This is a genomic window from Oligosphaera ethanolica, from assembly GCF_030814695.1.
In the GTDB taxonomy this organism is placed as follows: domain Bacteria; phylum Verrucomicrobiota; class Lentisphaeria; order Oligosphaerales; family Oligosphaeraceae; genus Oligosphaera; species Oligosphaera ethanolica.
The window spans coordinates 239,996-260,183 of sequence record NZ_JAUSVL010000001.1 but is presented as its reverse complement, the minus strand read 5'-3'; the positions used below and the strand labels follow the sequence as shown (position 1 = coordinate 260,183).

14 protein-coding genes are annotated in these 20,188 nt (G+C 61.8%); 6 read left to right on the top strand and 8 right to left on the bottom strand.

Annotated elements, in window-relative coordinates; all coding sequences use genetic code 11:
• Positions 1-39: 39 nt before the first annotated feature.
• Positions 40-2,529 (bottom strand): peptidase U32 family protein, encoded by a 2,490-nt coding sequence (locus tag J3R75_RS00915; protein WP_307259268.1) that lies wholly within the window; start codon positions 2,527-2,529, stop codon positions 40-42.
• A gap of 750 nt (positions 2,530-3,279) precedes the next feature.
• Here J3R75_RS00915 and J3R75_RS00910 point away from each other — a divergent pair.
• From J3R75_RS00910 to epsC, 5 genes are all read left to right on the top strand, one after another.
• Complete coding sequence (locus J3R75_RS00910; RefSeq protein ID WP_307259266.1) at positions 3,280-4,863, top strand: glutamate--tRNA ligase; 1,584 nt, start codon at positions 3,280-3,282, stop codon at positions 4,861-4,863.
• A gap of 103 nt (positions 4,864-4,966) precedes the next feature.
• Entirely contained in the window at positions 4,967-6,436 is a 1,470-nt protein-coding gene (gene der, locus J3R75_RS00905; protein ID WP_307259264.1) for a ribosome biogenesis GTPase Der, read from the top strand.
• The gene (locus J3R75_RS00900) at positions 6,436-7,038 is read left to right on the top strand and encodes a Maf family protein (RefSeq protein WP_307259262.1); all 603 of its coding nucleotides are present in this window, start codon (positions 6,436-6,438) and stop codon (positions 7,036-7,038) included. Before der ends, J3R75_RS00900 begins: the two co-directional genes overlap by 1 nt.
• Before the next feature lie 16 nt (positions 7,039-7,054).
• Positions 7,055-7,534: a D-aminoacyl-tRNA deacylase gene (gene dtd / locus J3R75_RS00895; protein WP_307259261.1), complete on the top strand. Its 480-nt coding sequence runs from the start codon at positions 7,055-7,057 to the stop codon at positions 7,532-7,534.
• A gap of 2 nt (positions 7,535-7,536) precedes the next feature.
• Positions 7,537-8,505, top strand: a complete 969-nt coding sequence (epsC, locus tag J3R75_RS00890) for a serine O-acetyltransferase EpsC (protein WP_307259259.1) — start codon at positions 7,537-7,539, stop codon at positions 8,503-8,505.
• Positions 8,506-8,520: 15 nt separating this feature from the next.
• Here the strand turns inward: epsC and J3R75_RS00885 are convergent, their stop codons facing one another.
• A complete protein-coding gene (locus J3R75_RS00885; protein WP_307259257.1) occupies positions 8,521-9,867 on the bottom strand; it encodes a GH39 family glycosyl hydrolase in 1,347 nt (448 codons plus the stop codon).
• A 702-nt stretch (positions 9,868-10,569) separates the two neighbouring features.
• Between J3R75_RS00885 and J3R75_RS00880 the strand changes: the two genes are divergently transcribed.
• Entirely contained in the window at positions 10,570-12,780 is a 2,211-nt protein-coding gene (locus tag J3R75_RS00880) for an alpha-L-rhamnosidase (RefSeq protein ID WP_307259255.1), read from the top strand.
• 131 nt (positions 12,781-12,911) lie between these two features.
• Here the strand turns inward: J3R75_RS00880 and J3R75_RS00875 are convergent, their stop codons facing one another.
• The 6 genes from J3R75_RS00875 to J3R75_RS00850 all read right to left on the bottom strand — a co-directional run bounded on the left by J3R75_RS00875 (position 12,912) and on the right by J3R75_RS00850 (position 19,190).
• Entirely contained in the window at positions 12,912-13,808 is an 897-nt protein-coding gene (locus J3R75_RS00875; protein WP_307259253.1) for a hypothetical protein, read from the bottom strand.
• Between the two features lie 130 nt (positions 13,809-13,938).
• Positions 13,939-14,598, bottom strand: a complete 660-nt coding sequence (locus tag J3R75_RS00870) for a redox-sensing transcriptional repressor Rex (RefSeq protein ID WP_307259251.1) — start codon at positions 14,596-14,598, stop codon at positions 13,939-13,941.
• Positions 14,599-14,735: 137 nt separating this feature from the next.
• On the bottom strand, positions 14,736-16,508 hold the full coding sequence (locus J3R75_RS00865) for an NADH-dependent [FeFe] hydrogenase, group A6 (RefSeq protein WP_307259249.1): 1,773 nt from the start codon (positions 16,506-16,508) through the stop codon (positions 14,736-14,738).
• Positions 16,509-16,526: 18 nt separating this feature from the next.
• Positions 16,527-18,320: an NADH-quinone oxidoreductase subunit NuoF gene (gene nuoF / locus J3R75_RS00860; protein WP_307259247.1), complete on the bottom strand. Its 1,794-nt coding sequence runs from the start codon at positions 18,318-18,320 to the stop codon at positions 16,527-16,529.
• Between the two features lie 10 nt (positions 18,321-18,330).
• On the bottom strand, positions 18,331-18,819 hold the full coding sequence (nuoE, locus tag J3R75_RS00855; protein ID WP_307259245.1) for an NADH-quinone oxidoreductase subunit NuoE: 489 nt from the start codon (positions 18,817-18,819) through the stop codon (positions 18,331-18,333).
• Between the two features lie 11 nt (positions 18,820-18,830).
• Complete coding sequence (locus tag J3R75_RS00850) at positions 18,831-19,190, bottom strand: hypothetical protein (RefSeq protein ID WP_307259242.1); 360 nt, start codon at positions 19,188-19,190, stop codon at positions 18,831-18,833.
• Between the last annotated feature and the right edge of the window lie 998 nt (positions 19,191-20,188).

The window sequence follows — 20,188 nt, the reverse complement described above, 5'->3', positions numbered from 1 at the left end:
TGCCGGCCTGGCGTGGCGCCGGCGGCCGTTGTGCCAGGATTATGCGTTCGTATCGCGGAAAAGATTGGCGGTCCAGGCGTTGCTGTCCGCCTCGTCGAGCTGGAGTTTGCGCCAGATGTCGAGTACGGCGGTTGGCGCGTAGTCCCGCCAGAGGAAGTCGGCGCGGAAACGGCCAGCGCCCTGGCGGCGCAGTTCGTGGAGATGGCCGCTGAGATCGAGTGGCCGTTCCGAGATGATGACGGACTGGCAGTGGTCGTTGATGGCGACGAGCTTCTCGTCACGTCGCGATGTCAAGGACAGCGTGGTGAAATCGCAGTTTTTCTTGCCTGGGCAGAAGCCCTTTAGGCTGTTCATGACGCAGGTCGCTGACAGTGCTAGCGGCGTGTCCTGGTACACCGGCACGTCAACGCAAGGGCCGAGCTTTTTCACCAGCGCCAGCCAGTTGTCCCAGCGGTCTTCCGGCGACAGCGTGACGCGCCGGAGATTCAGGTCCAGCAAGGTCTTGGCCGCCAGGTGATTGCACACATGCATCGGCCAGTCCGCGCTGAGATTGAGGTTGCGCGGGCTCGCCCCGGCCTCGCTGAACAGCTGCCAGGCGCCGATATTGGACAACTCCCAGCGGCGCCAGCCACTGCGGAAGAGATTGGCGATCAACGCCACCCAGTTGGTGCTGCCGTTGTCACGGCTGATGGCCGGCAGCGCCAGACGAATGCGGTTGCGGCCGCCAAGCTGGCGTTCGAGCTCCGCCAGGGCGTCTGGGACGTCGTTGGCCGGCGTGCGCCCGATGGCGAAGATGACTTCGTCGAGCCGCGCGAGGTCTTTGTCGCTGAAGAGATTGAGAAAGAAGACGCGGTCGATTTTGATTGCCCAGGCCGGCGCGGCGCCGGTTGTTGTCTCCGGCGGCTGCCAGCTGTCAACGGCCTCGGTGACGGTGTCAGTGAGCTCGCGGAGGTCTTTGTCGAGGGCGTCTTGGACGTCCTGCGCGGCGCGGCGGCGGATCTCATTGAGCAGGGACGTGGGCACAAAGAGTCCGTCAGGGTTGCTGACGCGGAGATCGGCGAGGGTGAAGGTGGTATCGCCGAGCTTGGCGAAGCAGCTCTGGGCGGTGTCGGCGATTTTTTCCGGCTGGCGGGCCGGCGCGAGCGGCTCGTCCAGGATCATGTTGGTGCGGATGTCGGTGAGCTCGCGGGGGCCGGCGCAGGGCTGGGATATGACCACGAGTTCGCGCGGCGAAATCTGCAGTTCGAAATAGACCGGATAACGCGAGCGGCAGAGGCTCGGCCGCGGTGTCGGCCAGTCGTAACTGCGTTTGACGGCTTGGGACGACGAACAGCTGATCCGGGCGCCGACCGGAATGGGCGGGTGCTCCGGCGGCAGAGCCACTTCGACGGTGCTTTCCGGTTCGGCGCTGAAGGCGGCTACGCCGCTTTCGTTGCTGCGCTGGCTGAAGATACGCAGGTCGTCAATACCGAAACCGAAAGGCTTTTCGCGCTCGGGCACCTCGATCTGCAGGCCGTCATGGCGTTCGATGCCTTGGTTTTTGACGACGAAGCGGATGCGGTCGGGTTCGCCGGGGCAGAAGGCCGCCACGGTGCCTACCTCGGCGCCGCGGGGGCCGACGGTATGTGGGTCGGTGACGGCGGCCATGTGGGCATTGCGTGCGTACAGCGTTGTCCACGGCCGGCTGAAGATGGTCTTGATGTCACGCTCGCAACAGGCCTGCTCGCCCGGGGCGAACGAGCCGTCGATGAGCTTGCGGTAGTAGTTGGTCACGGCGGCGACATACAACGGCGTCTTTTTGCGGCCTTCGATCTTCAGCGACGCCACGCCGCTTTGCCGCAGGGCCGTAATCAGCTCCGGCAGGGCCAGGTCCTTCATTGACATCGGCGCGCTCTGGTCGATGAGAGCGCCGGTGGCATCGTGGATTTTGAAGCTGTTGCGGCAGACGTAGGCGCAGTCGCCGCGATTGCCGCTGCCGCCACGCAAACAGGCGGAGAGCAGGCACAGGCCGCTGTAGGCGTAGCATAGCGCGCCGTGCACAAAGACCTCCAGTTCCAGGTTGGGGATGTCGGTCATTTCGCCCAATTCAGCCAGAGTCAATTCCCGGGCGGCGATGACGCGCTTGAAGCCCATTTCGTGCGCTTGTTTGGCGCCCGCCAGATTGTGGATGGCCATTTGCGTGCTGGCGTGCAGCTCGAACTCCGGAAAATGCTCCTGGACGATGTCGTACACTGCCAAGTCCTGGATGATCAATGCGTCCACTTCGAGATCCCGCAGCTGCGCCAGCAAGGCGATCAGCCCCGGCAGCTCCGCCTCTTCAACCAGCGTGTTGACGGCGACATAGACCTTCCGCGGCCGCTCGCTGTCCTGGTGGGCGATGCCCAGGAGCACGCCGAGATCGTCAAGCGTGAAATTGTCCGCGTCGGCGCGGGCCGAGAAATCGCGCATGCCGAGGTATACCGCGTCGGCGCCGTAGTGAAAGGCGGCGACGCCGGCCTCGAGATTGCCAGCAGGTGCAAGAAGTTCCATGGAGCCTTTTTCGCTTCAGTATCGTAGATGGTCAGGGCGGTGGAATGAAAGCAGGGCGTAAAAGGCATAATATAACCGGCGGAATCGCCCTTTGACGACGCCACAGCGCCTTTTGTGCGAAAAAAAGGTAATCGGTCAGTGATTGATATTGGCCGGTGCCCGAGGACGCCTTGGACCGTGGGGACGCTTGGACTCCTGGGAGCGCCGCCGTCCCGACGGCACTTATTGGCGGCAGCGCACTGGGACGAGGACTCACGGACTCATGAGGCATGGTCCCATGGCTTGGACCGTGGGGACGCCTGGACCATGGGGAATGACGCCTTGGACGCCGGGGACCGGTTGTGGACTGCTGGGACACCGGGGACTGACTGGCGGCAACCAAGATGGCGTCCATAGCGTCCATAGAAACGCCCAGTGTCCCGCCAGCGGAGAGGCGGCGCTGGCGTGGGGCGGTTCGCCTTGGCGATGGTCATTTTCGCGGACGGATCGGACGGATCGGACCGATCGGACCGATCGGACCGATCGTCGATTTGATCAGTCGGATCAGTCGGATCAGTCGGATCAGTCGGATCAGTCGGATCAGTCGGATCAGTCGGATCAGTCGGATCAGTCGGATCAGTCGGATCAGTCTGCTCGGTTGGTTCATTTGCTTCGCGCGCCTGTAAAAGTAGGTTTTGTTGCTTATATTAAGCAGTTTGCCTATTGTTTGCTGATTGTCAGGTCACCTTGCGAGAATTGAGGACAGAATTCATGAGTGTGCGTGTTCGTTTTGCGCCGTCGCCGACGGGCCAGGTCCACATCGGCAATATTCGTGCGGCGATTTTCAACTGGTTGTTTGCCCGGCATGAAGGCGGGTCATTTCTGCTGCGCATTGAGGACACGGATCTAGAGCGTTCGACGCCGGAGGCCATTGCGACCCTGCTGGAGGTCATGGAATGGCTTGGCTTGGCTTTTGATGAGAAGCCGCCGTTGTACCAGACGTCGCAGGTGCAGAAGCATCTGGCGGCGGCGGAGCGTCTATTGGCTGCCGGCGATGCCTATCGCGATGCCAAGGGCGGCGGTGGCGAGGCGATTGTCTTCCGCATTCCCTTTGCGGCCGAGCGCATTCCCGGCGTGTCGTCGGTAGGCACGGTTGACGTGCCGGTGCACCCGGAGATCCCGGTGCAGGTCAACGGCAAGGGCGTGGACTACGCCGGCATCTCCAAAAAAGGCACGCCAGCGCCGGGCGGCTGCTGTCTGGCGGGCTGCCTGGACCTGCAGGTCCTCGACGCGGCGGAACAGGTGCTCTTCACTCTCGCCGGCAAAGAGGACGCGATCCTGCGCGACGGCGCGGAATTCAGCGTTCCCGGTGCCGCCATACTGCGCTTTACGCGACGCGTGATCAGCTACCACGACGAGGTCAAGGGCGATATGAGCAAGCCGCTGGACAGTATGCGCGACGTGGTGATCGTGCGCAGCGACGGCTCGCCGGTCTTCCATCTGGCCAATGTGGTTGACGACATCACCCAGGGCATCACCCACATCATCCGTGGCGATGACCACGTGGAGAACACCTTCCGGCATATCATGCTTTTCAGTTGCCTGGGCGCGGTGGTGCCGACCTACGCGCACCTGCCCATGATCGTCAACGCCGCTGGCAAGCCCTACAGCAAACGCGATGGCGATGCCTTCGTGGGCGATTTCCGCGACAACGGCTTTGTCGCCGACGCGCTGTTCAACTATCTGAGCCTGCTGGGCTGGTCCCCCGGCGACGACCGCGAAAAGATGAGCCGCCAGGAGCTTACCGCGGCGTTCTCGCTGTCGCGGGTCCTCCACGCATCCGCGCAGATGGACATCCAGAAACTGACCAATCTCAACGGCCAGTACATCGCCGAAATGCCGGCGGACGAATTTCTGGCCGTGAGCCGCGACTGGCTCAAGCGCTACCCATGGGTGAGCGCCGTCAGCGACAGTCAGCTGCAGGCGGTCTGCGCCCTCATGCAGAGCCGCGTGAAGCGCTTTGCCGACCTGGAGCAGTGGTCGTACTTCTTCGTCGACGTGCCGGAATACGACGAAAAAGTCTGCGTCAAGCAGCTCAAAGACCCGGCCGTGCGCGCCGCGCTGCAGGCCATATCGGCGCTCTTCGCGGCCCTGCCGGACTTTGCTGCCGCGGGCATTGAAAGCGCCATCCAGGCGGCCTGCGACCAGGCCGGTCTCGCCCACGGCAAATTGAATCAGCCCTTGCGCGCGGCGGTCACCGGCAGCGGCGTTGGCGCAGGCATCTACGAGACCGTCGAGCTTCTGGGCCGCGAACGCTCGCTGGCCCGCCTGAAAATTGCTTTGGAGAGATACTGACGCAGCCGCTGCGGCAGCGGCTGCATGGGGTGTGTGCGACAGTCCATGGCCAGGCGCGAATGATTGATTAGTGACGACAAAACCAGAGAGAAAGACCCGCACCATGGCATCATCACGTCCTGTTATTGCGATTGTCGGCCGCCCGAATGTCGGGAAGTCCGCGTTATTCAACAACATCCTCGGCCGGCGGGTGTCGATTGTTCACGAGCAAAGCGGGGTCACCCGTGATCGCGTGGCGGCGCCCTGCGAGCATTTTGGCCAGCGTTTTCTGCTGGTTGACACCGGCGGTCTCGGCATTCACAGCCGGGAAAAGGCCACGGATCTCTTTGACGGCATGATCCGCGAGCAGGTCGCCGAGGTCGTCGCCGAAGCATCGGTGCTGATCTGGGTGCTGAATTGCCAGGACGGCATCACCCCGCAGGACCAAGAGGTCAGCGATTTCCTACGCCGCACCGGCAAGCCGGTGGTCATCGCGGCCAACAAGGCCGACAACGACATGGTTCGTGCGGAAGCCGAAGGCGCCTTTGCCGCACTGGGTTACGAGCACATCGTGCCCACGAGTTGCACGCATCGCCTGGGCATCTCCGACTTGGTTGATCGCGCCATGCAGCTGCTGCCGGCAAGCGATGCCGCGGCGGAAGCCCCCGAGGAGCGTTTGCAGATTGCCGTGGTTGGCCGCCCGAATGTGGGCAAGTCGTCGCTGGTGAATCGCCTGCTGGGGACCAATCGCGTGATGGTCAGCGACATTCCCGGCACGACGCGCGACGCCATTGAGATACCTTTCTCCCTTACCGTCGATGGCACGGAGCTGCCGCTGACGCTGATCGACACGGCCGGCATGCGCCGCAAGAAGCAGGTTGACACCGTGGTCGAATTCTTCAGTCTGTCCCGCTCGGAAGCGGCGATTCGCCGTTGCGACATCGTGCTGTTCATGATTGACGGTACCGACCCCTGCACCACCCAGGAACGCCGCATCGGCCGGGTCATTGTCGAAGCGCGCAAGCCCTGCGTGCTGCTGGCCAACAAGTGGGACTTGGTCAGCGCCGAGGGCGTGAAAGCACGCGATTTTCAGGCGCAGGTGCGGGCGGAAATGTCCTTCATGAACCACGCGCCGATTCTGCTGATATCCGCACTGAGCGGTCACAACTGCCAGCAGATCGCGGCGCAGCTCCTGCATGTCCGCGAGCAAATGCGGGTGAGCGTGCCCACGGCAGTCTTCAACCAGTTTCTGCAGGACACCCTCGCGCGCAATCCGCCGCCGAGCAATGGCCTCAAGCGTTTCAAGATTTTCTACGGGACCATGCGGGGCTGTCCGCCGCCGAGTTTCCTCCTCTTCGTCAACAAGAAGTCGCTCTGTCCGCGCAACTACCTGCAGTTTTTGGAGAATCAGATTCGCGATGCCTTCTACCCCGAGGCGGGCATGCCCATCTTCATTGACTTGCGCGAGCGCGAATCGCTCGACAATGCCAACGCCACGCGACGCTCGGCCGCCGGTGCCAAACGTTCGCGTGAAAGTGAATACCAGGCGACCAAACGGCGCATCCAGCGCGGTAAGGGCATGCGGAAATCCTGATGGCAGCAGCAACGGCGATTACACCCATTAGCGCCTTGCGCCTGGCTGGCGATGAAACGCTGGTGCTGGCATCGGCATCGCCACGGCGCCGCGAACTGCTGGTGCGTGCGGGCGTGCCTTTGGAGATCCGCACGGCAGACATCCCCGAAGCCCCCCAGGCGGGCGAGAGCCCCGAGGCGCTGGTGCTGCGATTGGCCAGCGCCAAGGCCCGGGCCGTTGCCGCGGCCATGCCCGGCCGGCTCGTGCTGGGCGCGGACACCGTCATCGCCTTCGCCGGACAGATCTTCGGCAAGCCGGCGGACCTGCCGGCGGCCCGGGCGATGTTGCGGGCCTTTGCCGGCCGGGAGCACACTGTGCTCACCGGCGTATGCCTCTTGCGTGACTGCGCCGAGCACTGCTGGCTGGCGCGGACGACGGTGCGCTTCCGCGCCTTGGACGACGCGGTCATCGACGGCTATTTTGCCCTGGTCAATCCGCTGGATAAGGCCGGCGCCTACGGCATTCAGGAGCACGGCGAGATGATCGTGGCGGGTATTGACGGGCTGCTGAGCAACGTCATCGGCCTGCCGGTGGAAGAGGTCCTGGCCTTGGTCGGACGCTAAGAAGCGGAGAACTGCGATGCGGGCGTTGATTCAGAGAGTGTCGGAGGCATCAGTGACCATCGCTGGGGAGGTCGTCGGCCAGATTGGCCGGGGCCTGCTCATCTTCCTGGGGGTGCGCCTGGGCGATACGCTCGCCGAGGCAGAATTTCTCGCGGACAAGTGCCTCAATCTGCGCGTGTTCGAAGACGCCGCCGGCAAAATGAATCTGTCTCTGCTGGATGGCGACGGCGAGATGCTGGTTGTCAGTCAGTTCACCCTTTATGGCGACACTCGCCGGGGGCGCCGGCCCAGTTTTGTTGACGCAGCGCCGCCGGAGATATCGGAACCGCTCTACGAACATTTTGTCGAACGCCTTGCCTGTGGCGGTCTGCCTGTGGCGACGGGCCGTTTTGGTGCGAACATGGCGGTCCGTCTAGTGAACGACGGCCCTGTGACCATCATGCTGGAAAAAGAACACGAGGACGCGCCTGAGCGGTCCAACCCTGGGAGTAAATGACCATGAGCGAAGAACTGAATCTGGGAACTGTCGATTGCCGTCGCTGCCAGGAAGACAGCTTGTGGAACGACGATTTGGCCAAAGGCGTTGTTGATGGCCTGTGCGCCAGCTATGAGCGTGCTGGTGGCGTCAGCTACATGGAGCGTTGCGGCATCCCCCAGCAGGAGGTGATTCTGCGCCTGTTGCAACAGCTGCTGGAGTTGCTGTTTCCAGGCTACACCGGCCGGCATCAGTTCCATGCTGAGGGGCAGTTCTTTGCCTTGGGTGAAATGCTCAATCAGGTCCAGAACGGCCTGACTGACCAGGTCGCCAAAGCCTATGCTTTCCGTTGTGACAAAGACAGCTGCGACAAGCCCTGCCGGACTCGCGCGCAGGAAACCGTCATTGCCCTCTTGCAGAAACTGCCCGCGATTCGCGAAGTGCTGCTGACCGACGCGCAGGCCGCGCTGGATGGCGATCCCGCCGCCCGCACCCTGGACGAGATCATCCTGGCCTACCCGGGTTTCAAGTGCATCAGCATTCATCGCCTCGCCCACGAACTCTACGTGCAGAAAGTGCCGCTGATTCCCCGAGTGATGAGCGAGTACGCCCACGCCGTCACCGGCATTGACATCAATCCCGGCGCGACCATTGGGGCGCATTTCTTCATCGACCACGGCACCGGCGTGGTCATCGGCGAAACGGCGATCATCGGCGAACACGTGAAGCTCTACCAGGGCGTCACCCTGGGGGCACTGAGTTTTCCCAAGGACGCCTGCGGCAAGCTCATCAAGGGCACCAAGCGCCACCCCAATATCGAGGACCACGTCACGATCTACGCCGAGGCGACCATTCTGGGCGACATCACCATCGGCCACCACTCGGTGGTTGGCGGCAACGTGTGGCTCACCGAAGCCATGCCGCCACATTCCAAAGTCACTGTGTCGCCATCAAAACTGGCCGTGCAGACGCGCAATTCCACCCCGCGCTGAACATGAGCCGCCGCGTCAGCCCAGGCCGGCGAATTTGCCGGTGGCGCTGACCGCTGCGGTCTTCTGCAGGTCATCATTGCTGAGGAGCAGCAGCACGGAGAATGGCGGCAGGCTGAAGTCGGCGGTGAAATCCACGCGGTCGAGTGCGTGCTTGCTGCTGATGAGGAATGCCTGCATGGCGGCGGGGGCGTTTTTGATGTCCCAGACGACCTTTTTGCCCTTCTTGCTGTTGTTGACCGCGAGCACGGCGCCCTTGGTGCCGGCGGCAGCAGCCAGGACGTAGGCGTTCTTGCCGTCGCAGCTAGCGGCGCATTCGTCGCCCAGCTTATAGAGCTGATTGAAGGCCAGGAAGGAACAGTAGGTCTTCGTGGTCTTGCCGCTGGGGAAATAATACAGCCCGCAGTAGCGGCGGGTGGGTAGGGCGTCGTAATACATGGCCTTGTCGATGCTGTCCCGCTGCATCAGCGCGAACGCGGCGGCGACGAAAGCCGCGCCCGGCGCTTCCTTCATCAGGTCCCAGCGGCGCTCTTCATCCGGCGACACAAAATTCCACTCGTTGAAAATGCTTTCGACCTGCTGGAAACCGTACTCGTCCAGTTTTTGGCGGACGTAGCGGGCGTGGAGGATGATTTCCTCCGGGTCGGTCGTGTAGAGGTGCCAGGAGTAGAAGTCCAGTGGCAGCTTGTTTTTACGCACGAGCTGCAGGAATTCATCAAACCAGGTGATGAAGCTCTTGAAGAATTCCGTGGGTTTTGGGCGGTTGATGGCGTAAAAACCGCAGGAAGCGTAGCCGCCGATCTTGATGTGCGGGAAGCATTCGCGCAAATGCGTGGCGGTGACCTGATAGAGCTCAAAGAATTGATCGCGGGTGCCGCTCCACATGGGCGGATTTTCCGGCTCGTTCCAGATTTCCCAGTACTCGATGCCGTAGTGGCAGCCGTTTGCCCAGCCTTCGTTGTAGTGCCGGACGACGTGTTCACAGATGCGCGCCCATTTCGCCGGGTCCGCGGGCGGCGCAATGCGGTAGGCGTGAAGCCGGAAGTTGTTCTCGATGGTCACGCCCAGGCGGTAGAAGATCTTCATGCCCGACGCGACCAGCTGCTTGAAGTACGCGTCGGTGAACTCAAAACGGTAAGACGCCGGGTCATTTTCGTCGGCGTTGAAATCCGGGAAGACGTTGGGTATGTCCACGTAGCAGTTGCCGCCGTAGGCGCCGCCGGTGTCGTGCAGGCGAATGTAGGGTATGCCGGCCTGCAGCAGCTCGGGCAGGGGCTTGTACAGGGCGATGGGGCTGTTGTTGATCCCGTGCAAGGGCTTGATCTTCCTCCCGCATGCGGCGGCAAAGTCAACGGCGATTTTCATGACAATTCTCTCCCTGGGGCGTTCAGTTGACAGATAATGGCGGCGCCTGTGGCCGTGTCGGCGGCAGCGACGGTGTTGGCGGCAGCGACGGTGTTGGCGGCAGCGATGGTGTTGGCGTGGTCAAGCGCCCACACCGGTGACGGCACGGGCAGCAATATAGCCGTGAATTGCGCAGCCGTTCCGGCGGCGGCATTGGTTGTATTTTTGTCCGCAGATTCCGCAGATTGACGCAGATTTATTAAGATAGGTTGCTTGGCAGTCCCAGACCTCTGCTTCTTTGTCGTTGCGACCGCCAGCTGCGGAAAACTGCTGGGCGTGGTGCTTGCGTGAAGCGGGGGTGGTATTACGTTGAAGAATGTGTTAAGCAAAAGCGGCCATCACGCGTGGCCCGCAAGGGATATGCGTGTGTGTTGACCAGTTCAGCGGGCAAATTTATGGGGCGATGTCTTTTATCGTTAATGTGCGAAGTTTTGTGATGAAACCTGTAGTTGCCAATCAATGATTCCTGGTGCAAATATGATCAAAACTCTTCTTATGCAAAAAGAATTTTTTACAATAACCTGCTTGTCAAGCATTTGTGCGTGAATTTGCCCCGTAGGCGCAGGCAAAGGATTCAGAACCACTGAGTCAAGTTTTTCTTTCTATCACAAGATTTCGCACATTACCCTTTTATCACTCAGGCTCACAACTAGGGACAGGACAATGAAACGCACATGGCATGGTTACTGGATCAATGGCAGCAATGGGACCTGCAACTACAACGCGCCGGTCGGGCCGGCGCCCTATTTGCGCAAGACCTTCGCGTGCGCCACGGTCCCCAAAAAGGCCGTGGTGTATCTGTGTGGCCTGGGCTGGCATGAGTTGTACGTCAATGGCCAGAAGGTCGATGATCGCGTGTTGGCGCCCGTGGTGACGCAGTACGATCGGCGCGCCAGCTTTATCGACTACGACGTCACGGCGCTACTGCGGCCTGGCAAGAACGCCTTGGTGGTACTCCTCGGCAATGGCTGGTATAATTGCCATACCCACGAAGTGTGGTGTTTTGACAAGGCGCCCTGGCGCGATTTCCCCAAATTGCTCTGCGATGTCGAAATCGACGGCCGCGTCGCCGTGTCCAGCAATGCGAGCTGGAAAACCATCGCCAGTCCCGTGACTTTCGATGGCCTGCGCAACGGCGAATTCTATGACGCCGCCAAGGAAATACCCGGCTTCGCCGATCCCGATTTTGACGACAGCGCCTGGCGCGCCGCCCGGCAATGCAATCCGCCTGGCGGGCTGATTGTACGCGAAGACCTTGAGCCCTGCAAGGTCATGCGGCGCATCGATGCGGCCGGGAGCACGACGCTCGCCGACGGCGCGGTGGTCTATGACTTTGCGCTCAATATGGCCGGGCACTGCGACATCACGGTGTCGGGCCCTGCCGGCGCCGAAGTCGCGCTGCAGTATAGCGAACGCGTCGCCGACAATGGCGACATTGATCGCGAGAACATCGCCAAATTTGTCAAGGAAGGCGTCTTTCAGGAAGACCACTACCGACTGAAAGGGCAGGGCGAGGAAAGCTGGTCGCCGCGTTTTACTTACCACGGTTTTCGCTATGTGAAGGTCATCCTCAGCGGTGGCGCCAAACTCAGCGCCATCCGCGCCTGCATGGTGCATAACGCTTTTGCCGGCGCCGGCGCTTTCGCCTGTTCGCATGACGTCGCCAACCAGCTCCAGGCGATGACGCAACAGAGCTTTCTCTCGAATTTCGTGGGCATTCCCACTGACTGCCCGCACCGCGAAAAGAACGGCTGGACCGGTGATGCCCAGCTGGCCACCGAGACCGGCCTGTGGAATTATGACGTGCGGCGGGCTTTCACCCACTTCGTGCAGCTGCTGGCAGATACGCAGCGGCCCAGCGGCCAACTGCCCGGCATCGCCCCGACCGGCGGCTGGGGCTTCAACTGGGGTAGCGGACCGGCCTGGGACACTCTGCTCTTCGAATACCCATGGCGCTTGTATCTGTTCTGCGGCGACACGGCGACCATCAGCCGCCATTACGGCGCCATGAAGCTCTATCTGGACTACTGCCAAGGCATGTCCGAAGGCAATCTCGTGCGCTTCGGCCTGGGCGACTGGTGTCCTTTTGACAAGGATCACATGGCGCCCGTGGAACTGACCTCCAGCGCCTATTACTTCTATGACGCGACGCTTATGGCCGAATTCGCCCGCATCCTTGGTCGTGGTGACGAGGCCACGCAGTACCAGACCCTCGCCGGCCGCATTCGCAGTGCTATCAACGCCAAGTTCCATCGCGGCGACGGCATCTACGCCGGTGGCGAGTGGACTTCGCTGGCCACGGCCCTGTATTTTGGGCTGGCGCCCGATGCCGAGCGTGGCAAGATCGCCGCAGCGCTGGCCGAGAAAGTCCGCGCCAACGCCCACAAAGTCGATTTCGGCATCCTCGGTGCCAAGTACGTGCCGCGGGTGTTGGCGGATAACGGCTATGCCGACGACGCCTTCAAGCTCCTCACCCAGACGGACTTTCCCGGCTGGGGCCACTGGGCAAAGCTGGGCGAAACGACGCTGTGGGAAAGCTGGGCAGGCGGCAGTTCGCGTAATCACATCATGTTCGGCGATCTCTCTGCGTGGTTCTACCAGTACCTCGGCGGCATCTCCCCGACCAAGGAAGGCCCGGGCTGCAAGCACGTGCTCATCCGCCCGTGCTTTGTACGCGATCTCGATTGGGTGAAGGTCAGCCACGAATGCCTGCGCGGGACTTTCCATAGCGAGTGGAAACGCGAACACGGCATCATCCGCTGCCGCTTCGTCATCCCCGCGTCATGCACCGCCGATATCGTCCTCCCCGGTCTTGAGGCGATGCACAATGTCTCCGGCGAACAGGCCGTGGACTTGCCCGAAAACCAGGAGTGACGGGGGAAGAGCAGTACGAGCAACTGTTTTTTCGCGGACCGATCGGACTGATCGGACGGATCGGACCGATCAGGTCGATGATCAGTCGGATCAGTCGGATCGGTCGGATCGGTCGGATTTCTGGGAGAAAATCAGAGCACCAGTTCCTTGTGTCCGTTTTGGTGGTAGATGACGGTTTTGATGGCGTGCCATTTATCGCCGATGAGGTACATGAGCTGGTCATTTTCGGCCATGCCGAAACGTCCTTCAGCATAGTCGATGACGACTCTGGGGAAGACCACCCAGTCGCCACCGCGTTTGAGGTTTTCCTGATTCTTTTTGGCGACGGCTTCCAGGCGGTCGCCGAAGCCGCCGCGCGGCCGCAGTGACGGGCGTTTACGCATGTCCGCCAGCAGTGTCGCGTGGCTCACGCCGTCCAGGTCGACGGGGACTTCGCCGGAGATGCCCAGCACGGGGCCGTTGTCCATCTCGGCGCCTTTGCCGGTGTAGGGCAGAGCGATGATCACGCTGCTGCGCAGGGAGTGCAGGCCCTCCAGGATGGCCCGTTCGATCGGCACGGTGTGCAGACCGACCAGCAGCCGCTCGCCATTTTTGAGGTAGGTCAGATCGCCGGGGTGGACATTGAGGCAGGGGAAGTCCTCGGTGAGATTGGTTAGCGGCACGAAGCCGGCAAAGATGGCAAAGTCGAGCTGCAGGGGTGCGATCTGGCGGCGGACTTCGTCGGTCCAGGCCTTGCGCACCGCCTGGCCCTTGGGGGTGGCGATGGACACGCGCGATTCGCCGTGCTGGGCGTAGAATTCGCGGATGTCGACGCCAATCACCGGCAGTTTGTAGTTTTTGCCTAGCTCGACGGCGCGGCTGGTTTTGGGCGCATCGGTGACCAGGGCTTTGAGTTCCAGCGGGGCGCTGTCCAAGGCCTGCAGAACCTTGATGATCTCTTCGGCATTGCTGCCGCTGCCACTGAGAAAAATGGCCGTGTGCGGCTTGCGATTCTGGGATGGCGGGAGGAGGGGAGTGATGTCAGGCATGTCGTGGTGTTTTTCCTGCAAAGATTCGGCTACATTTGGAGAGGAGCGCGGCTCAAATATAGCTCACAGGAAAAAGAGTTAAAGACAGGAATGGACAAAAGCCGCCGGGGGTCGCAAGAAAGGCGACAAGTCAGGATTGCGCCTGCGCGGCGCTGTCGTCTTCTGTGCGGCGGGCGTAGAATGCCGCGCGTTCGAGTGACGCGCTGATATCCATGTCTTCGACGTAGATATCATTGGGCAGATTGAGTCGGGTCGGCGCGAAGTTGAGGATACTGCGGATACCGCAGGCGACCAGCCGTTCGGCCACCGTCTGGGCTGTTCCTGCCGGCACCGCCAGGATTGCCGTGCGGATGTTGTAGTTGGCCAGGACGGTTTCCATGTCCTCAGGCCGGTAGCAGGGGCAGCCGTAGATGGCTAGGCCCTGCAGGGCGGGGTTAGCGTCAAACGCTGCCCGGATGGTGAGGTTTGGACGTCGTCCGACCAGGTAGGACAGCAGGGCATGGCCGAGATTGCCCACGCCCACCAGGGCGACGGACTCCACCTCCGGCGCGTCAAGTAGCTCGCCGATGCTGGCCAGGAGGTCGTGCACCCGGTAGCCCTTGCTGGGGAGGCCGGCGTAGCCCAGCGACATGATGTCACGCCGCACCTGCGCCGAACTGCCGCGCGCCAGCGTCGCTAGCTCCTGTGAGCGGACATAGTCGCGGCCCTCTGGCAACAGCATGAGCAGAATGCGCCGATACAAACACAGCCGGGTGACGGTGCGCTCGGGTATGCTGATCTTTTTATTCATGCTTCGCTCTCCTGCAAAAAACAGGACCTATGCACAGCAGCGCCTCTTTTCTGGTGCCACATCAACATAAGCCCTGTTTCACGTTCTGCCGCCCGGGCTGGTTACAGCGTCGGGCGGCAGCGTTTTTGGACCCGCGGCTACTGCCGGGGCGTGTAAGTCGTGTGCAACAGATGGTGGGACTTGTGCCCGAGAGGTTCGCCCAGGAATTCAGCGTAAATCCGCTTGATCTCGGGGTTCTCGTGCGATTTGCGCAAGGTGCGGCTCTCGTCTTCCGAATATATTGCCGCGATGCGGGCGCGCCGCACATTGTCGTCGGTCATGCGTGGCTGGCCGCCACCGCCGATGCAGCCGCCGGGGCAGGTCATAATTTCCACGAACTGGTACTCGGCAAGATCACCGGCTTCGAGTTTTTTGCAGACCTTGTGGGCATTGCCCAGGCCGTGGGCGACCAGGACTTTGACCGTCACGCCTTCCAGGAAGCTGAACTCGGGCTTACAGCCGTCGAGCTTGAAGGCCGCCTCTTTGATGCCGTCCAGGCCTTGGATGGAAGCCACGTGCAAGCTGGGGAAGGGCAGCTCGCGACCAGTGATGACCTCGTAGGCCGTGCGCAGGGCCGCTTCCATCACGCCGCCGCTGTTGGCGAAGATGTCCGCGGCGCCGGTGCTCTCGCCGGCCAGTTCGTCGGCGCGGCCGTCGGGCAGGTTGACGAAGTCAATGCCGGCGGCGGTGACCATCTTGCCGAGCTCGCGGGTGGTCAGTACATAGTCGGTGTCCTTGAAGCCGGAGTCGACCATTTCGGGGCGGTTTGCCTCGTGCTTTTTGGCGGTGCAGGGCATGACTGAGACGACGACGATGTCTTTCGGGTCAATGCCGGCTTTCTGGGCGTACCACGTCTTGATCAGTGGGCCTTCCATCTGCATGGGCGATTTGCAGCTCGACAGATAGGGCAGGGACTTGGGATAGAAGGTCTCGGCGAAGTTGATCCAGCCCGGGCAGCAGCTGGTGAACTGCGGCAGGGCCACGGCCTTCTTGTCGCGGACAGCGTCGGTCAGGCGCTTGATCAGCTCGAAGCCCTCTTCCATAATGGTCAGATCGGCCGCGAAATTGGTGTCGAAGACTTTGTCAAAGCCGAGGCGACGCAGCGCGGTGACCATCTTGCCGGTGACGCGGCTGCCGGCGGGCATGCCGAAGCACTCGCCCAGGGCCGCGCGAATCGCCGGCGCGGTGTGGACCACGACGTGCTTCTTGGGATCGTCCAGGGCGGCCCAGACGTCCGCGATGGCATCCTTCTCGGTGATGGCGCCGACGGGGCACACCGCCGCGCACTGGCCGCACTGCACGCAGGTCGTCTCGGCCAAGTTGGCTTTAGCGCCGCCGCCGATGATGGTCGCGAAACCGCGCTTCTGGGCGGCGAGGACGCCGACCTGCTGGATGTTCTGGCAGGCCGTCACGCAACGCCGGCAGAGGATGCATTTGCTCATGTCACGGGTCAGTCCGGAAGTGGACAGGTCCAGCGGGTGCTCTTGCACCAGGCGCGGGAAGCGCGAGGCGGTGATCCCCATGTCGCTGGCGATGGTCTGTAGTTCGCAGTTGTTGTTGCGCGAGCAGTTGTTGCAGTCCAGCGGGTGGTTGGCCAGGATGAGCTCCACTGAGGTGCGCCGGGCCGTCCGCGCGGTCTTGCTATTGACGTGGACGATCATGCCCTCGCCGACCTGCGCGATGCAGGACGGCAGCAGGGTGCGCGCGCCTTCGACTTCCACCAGGCAGACGCGGCAGGAACCGGGGGAGACGACGCCTTCCATGTGGCAGAGCGTGGGAATCTTGATGCCGATGGACCGTGCGGCATTGAGGATGGTCGTCCCCTTTGGCACCGTCACCGGCTGGTTGTCGATGGTCAGATTGACTGTCATTGCCGTATTCCTCTGTGGTTATTTCACTTCAATTGCAGTAAAGGGGCACGCTTCCATGCAGGCGCCGCAGCGGATGCACTTGTCGGCGGCGATGCTGTGCGGGGCCTTGCGTTCGCCACTGATGGCGTCTGCCGGACAGGCTTTCTTGCACAGACCACAGCCTTTGCAGGCCGCCGCATCGATGGTGTAGCGCAGCATGGAACGGCAGACTTTGCTCCGGCAATGCTTGTCCTTGATGTGCTCGACATATTCGTGGCGGAAGTAGCGCAGGGTGGACAGCACCGGATTCGGGGCAGTCTGGCCGAGGCCGCACAAGGCGGATTTGCCGATCTGGCCGGCCAGAAACTCCAGCTGTTCGAGGTCCTGCTCAGTGCCTTCGCCGTGGGTGATCTTGTTGAGGAGGTCCAGCATGATCTTGGTGCCGATACGGCAGGGCGTGCACTTGCCGCAGGATTCGTCCTGGATGAAATCCATGAAGTAGCGGGCGACGTCGACCATGCAGGCGTCTTCATTCATGACAATTAGTCCGCCGGAGCCCATGATGGCGCCCAGCGTGGGCAGGGTCTCGTAGGTGACGGGCGTGTCGAGATATTCTTTGGGGATACAGCCGCCGGAGGGGCCGCCGATCTGCACGGCCTTGAAGTCCTTGCCGCCGCGGATGCCGCCGCCGATGTCATAGACGATCTCGCGCAGGGTGATGCCCATGGGCACTTCCACCAGGCCGGAGTTGTTCACGTGGCCGGCCAGCGCAAAGACTTTCGTGCCCGTGCTCTTGCCCGAACCGATCTTCGCAAATTCGGCGCCGCCATGCATGATGATATACGGGATATTCGCGTAGGTCTCGACATTGTTGAGCACCGTCGGCTTCTCAAAGAGGCCCTTCTGCGCCGGAAACGGCGGCTTCGGCCGCGGTTCACCGCGGTAGCCTTCGATGGAACGCATCAGCGCGGTCTCTTCGCCGCAGACAAAGGCGCCGGCGCCCATCCGGATCTGCAGATCGAAAGAGAAATCGGAGTTGAAGATATTCTCGCCGAGGAGGCCCTTGGCGCGTGCTTGGTCGAGCGCGTTGCTCAGGCGTTGGATGGCCAGCGGGTATTCGGCGCGGACATAGACATAGCCCTTGCTGGCGCCGATCGCGTAGCCGGCGATGGCCATGGCCTCGATGATCGAATGGGGATCGCCCTCGAGCTGGCTGCGGTCCATGAAGGCACCGGGGTCGCCCTCGTCCGCATTGCACAGCACGTACTTCTGATCGGCGCTTTCCTTCGCCGTGAATTTCCATTTGAGGCCGGTGGGGAAGCCCGCGCCGCCGCGGCCGCGGAGGCCGGAGGTCAGCACTTCCTCAATGACCTGCTCGGGCGTCATGCTGGTGAGCGCCTTGCCCAGTGCTTCGTAACCGCCGACGGCAATGTACTCTTCGATCTTCTCGGGATTGATCTTGCCGCAGTTGCGCAAGACGATCTTCTTCTGCAGCTTGAAGAAGGGAATGTCCTCCATGAAACGCAGCAGCTCGTCGTTATCGGCGCGCTTGTACAGCAGCCGTTCAACCACGCAACCCTTCACCAGGTGCTCGCGGACGACGTCGGCCATGTCTTCGGGTTTGACCTTCTGATAGAAAATGCCTTCGGGGCTGACCACCATCATCGGGCCGATCTCGCACATGCCCATGCAGCCCGTGGTGATGACTTCGATCTCGCTCTCCAGGCCGTTTGCCTTGATCTCGCGCAACAGCGCGTCGCGCACACTCTCGCAGCCGGATGAAATACAGGCGCCGCCTGCACAAAGCAGTATCTGAGTTCTATAGTGATTCATTGCCTTGCCTCTATTTGTACTGTTCCAGTAATTCGGCCACCTTTTTCGGATTCACCCGGCCGTGGACATCTTGGTTGATCATCACCGCCGGCGCCAGCCCGCAGGCGCCAAAGCAGCGCTGCGCGGTGAGGGTGAAACGACGGTCCGGCGTGGTCTCGCCAATCTTGATCCCCAGCAGCTCCGAGAAGGCCTCGACGACCTGCTTGGCTCCGCGCACGTAGCAGGCCGTGCCCAAGCACACGTTGATCGTGTGCCGACCGCGCGGCTGCATGGTGAAGTAGGTGTAGAAGGTCACTACGCCATACACTTCGCTGGCTGGAACGTCCAGCGCCTTCGCGATGTATTCCTGCAGGTCAACCGGCAAGTAACCGAATAGCGCCTGCGCCTTGTGCAAGACCGGTATCAATGAATCACGGGTGCGCGGCACGCTCGCAATAAATGCGTTGAGTTCCTGATACAACGCGTTGTCACAGCCGCAGGTGTGCTCTTTCTCTGACATCGTCATTCTCCTTATTTCAACAGCGCCGCCGACAGCTGCCGGCCCTGCATGATGTGCTCTTCGACAATCTGCCGAGCGAGCTCGACACCGACCTTCGCGTAGGTCACCGCGGCCTTCCCCGGCTCCTCAATGGTCACCGTCGGCGCCTGCGACTCCGGCGCACAGCAACAACCACAGGCAAGCACCGCGACGTCCTGCACGCCCGCCGCCGCCAAGGCCGCACTGAACGCCTTCAACGTCTCACGAGCACCTGTAGCAAGACCAATATCGCCCATGCCGACCTTCACCGTCAGACGCGGCGGACCAAGACGCAACGCCATCGCCAGACGCGCGCTCTCACGCTCACTCTTGAGTTCTTCCAGGGTTTTCATGCCAGATCAGAACACTCCTTTCTATACCAACTAGCAAGTACAGCCACGACGATAGCAATCTGCCGACCCGTGGTGACGAAATCAACCGGCCTTGAATATATTGGCCATACGCCAGGCTGGCAAGCTCGCTTGTGAAATAATTCACAAGAAAAGTGTGGGTCTTTTGTCAGAACTTGTCGTTATTCGGCATGATTATTGAGGGCTCTTCGCCGGAAGTGCCGATTTCTTCTTCCGCTCAAATTTCACAAATAGCGCCGCGTGCGAGCATGGCGGGGGAGGCGGGGGGACATTCGTCCCAGGGGATAATGCCATCCACGCTAGCCGTCGAGAGCAGTCGATGGCCGTCGAGAGCAGTCGAGAGCAGTCGAGAGCAGTCGAGAGCAGCCCCCTGGGAGCGCCGCCGTCCCGGCGGCAGTCGATAGCAGTCGAGAGCAGTCGATAGCAGTCGATAGCAGTCGATAGCAGTCGATAGCAGTCGATAGCAGTCGAGAGCAGTCGATAGCAGTCGATAGCAGTCGATAGCAGTCGATAGCAGTCGATAGCAGTCGATAGCAGTCGATAGCAGCCCCCTGGGAGCGCCGCCGTCCCGGCGGCAGTCGAGAGCAGTCGAGAGCAGTCGAGAGCAGTCGATGGCAGTCGAGAGCAGCCCCCTGGGAGCGCCGCCGTCCCGGCGGCAGTCGAGAGCAGTCGAGAGCAGTCGAGAGCAGTCGAGAGCAGCCCCTTGGGAGCGCCGCCGTCCCGGCGGCAGTCGATGGCAGTCGAGAGCAGCCCCTTGGGAGCGCCGCCGTCCCGGCGGCAGTCGATGGCAGTCGAGAGCAGCCCCCTGGGAGCGCCGCCGTCCCGGCGGCAGTCGATAGCAGTCGATGGCAGTCACTAGCGTCAACGCGTCCCCGAGGTGGCCAATGGGCGGTATATTAAGAGCTGAGCAGACTAGTGGTGGCAAGACGCAATGCATAGCGAGGAGCGACATGGGCTCGGGATTTGAGCGAGACAATTCA

What these genes read in the sequence shown, in the direction of transcription:
- J3R75_RS00915 (WP_307259268.1), bottom strand. Translation starts at nt 2,529, where the DNA reads ATGGAACTTCTTGCACCTGCTGGCAATCTCGAGGCCGGCGTCGCCGCC.
- J3R75_RS00910 (WP_307259266.1), top strand. Translation starts at nt 3,280, where the DNA reads ATGAGTGTGCGTGTTCGTTTTGCGCCGTCGCCGACGGGCCAGGTCCAC.
- der (WP_307259264.1), top strand. Translation starts at nt 4,967, where the DNA reads ATGGCATCATCACGTCCTGTTATTGCGATTGTCGGCCGCCCGAATGTC.
- J3R75_RS00900 (WP_307259262.1), top strand. Translation starts at nt 6,436, where the DNA reads ATGGCAGCAGCAACGGCGATTACACCCATTAGCGCCTTGCGCCTGGCT.
- dtd (WP_307259261.1), top strand. Translation starts at nt 7,055, where the DNA reads ATGCGGGCGTTGATTCAGAGAGTGTCGGAGGCATCAGTGACCATCGCT.
- epsC (WP_307259259.1), top strand. Translation starts at nt 7,537, where the DNA reads ATGAGCGAAGAACTGAATCTGGGAACTGTCGATTGCCGTCGCTGCCAG.
- J3R75_RS00885 (WP_307259257.1), bottom strand. Translation starts at nt 9,867, where the DNA reads ATGAAAATCGCCGTTGACTTTGCCGCCGCATGCGGGAGGAAGATCAAG.
- J3R75_RS00880 (WP_307259255.1), top strand. Translation starts at nt 10,570, where the DNA reads ATGAAACGCACATGGCATGGTTACTGGATCAATGGCAGCAATGGGACC.
- J3R75_RS00875 (WP_307259253.1), bottom strand. Translation starts at nt 13,808, where the DNA reads ATGCCTGACATCACTCCCCTCCTCCCGCCATCCCAGAATCGCAAGCCG.
- J3R75_RS00870 (WP_307259251.1), bottom strand. Translation starts at nt 14,598, where the DNA reads ATGAATAAAAAGATCAGCATACCCGAGCGCACCGTCACCCGGCTGTGT.
- J3R75_RS00865 (WP_307259249.1), bottom strand. Translation starts at nt 16,508, where the DNA reads ATGACAGTCAATCTGACCATCGACAACCAGCCGGTGACGGTGCCAAAG.
- nuoF (WP_307259247.1), bottom strand. Translation starts at nt 18,320, where the DNA reads ATGAATCACTATAGAACTCAGATACTGCTTTGTGCAGGCGGCGCCTGT.
- nuoE (WP_307259245.1), bottom strand. Translation starts at nt 18,819, where the DNA reads ATGTCAGAGAAAGAGCACACCTGCGGCTGTGACAACGCGTTGTATCAG.
- J3R75_RS00850 (WP_307259242.1), bottom strand. Translation starts at nt 19,190, where the DNA reads ATGAAAACCCTGGAAGAACTCAAGAGTGAGCGTGAGAGCGCGCGTCTG.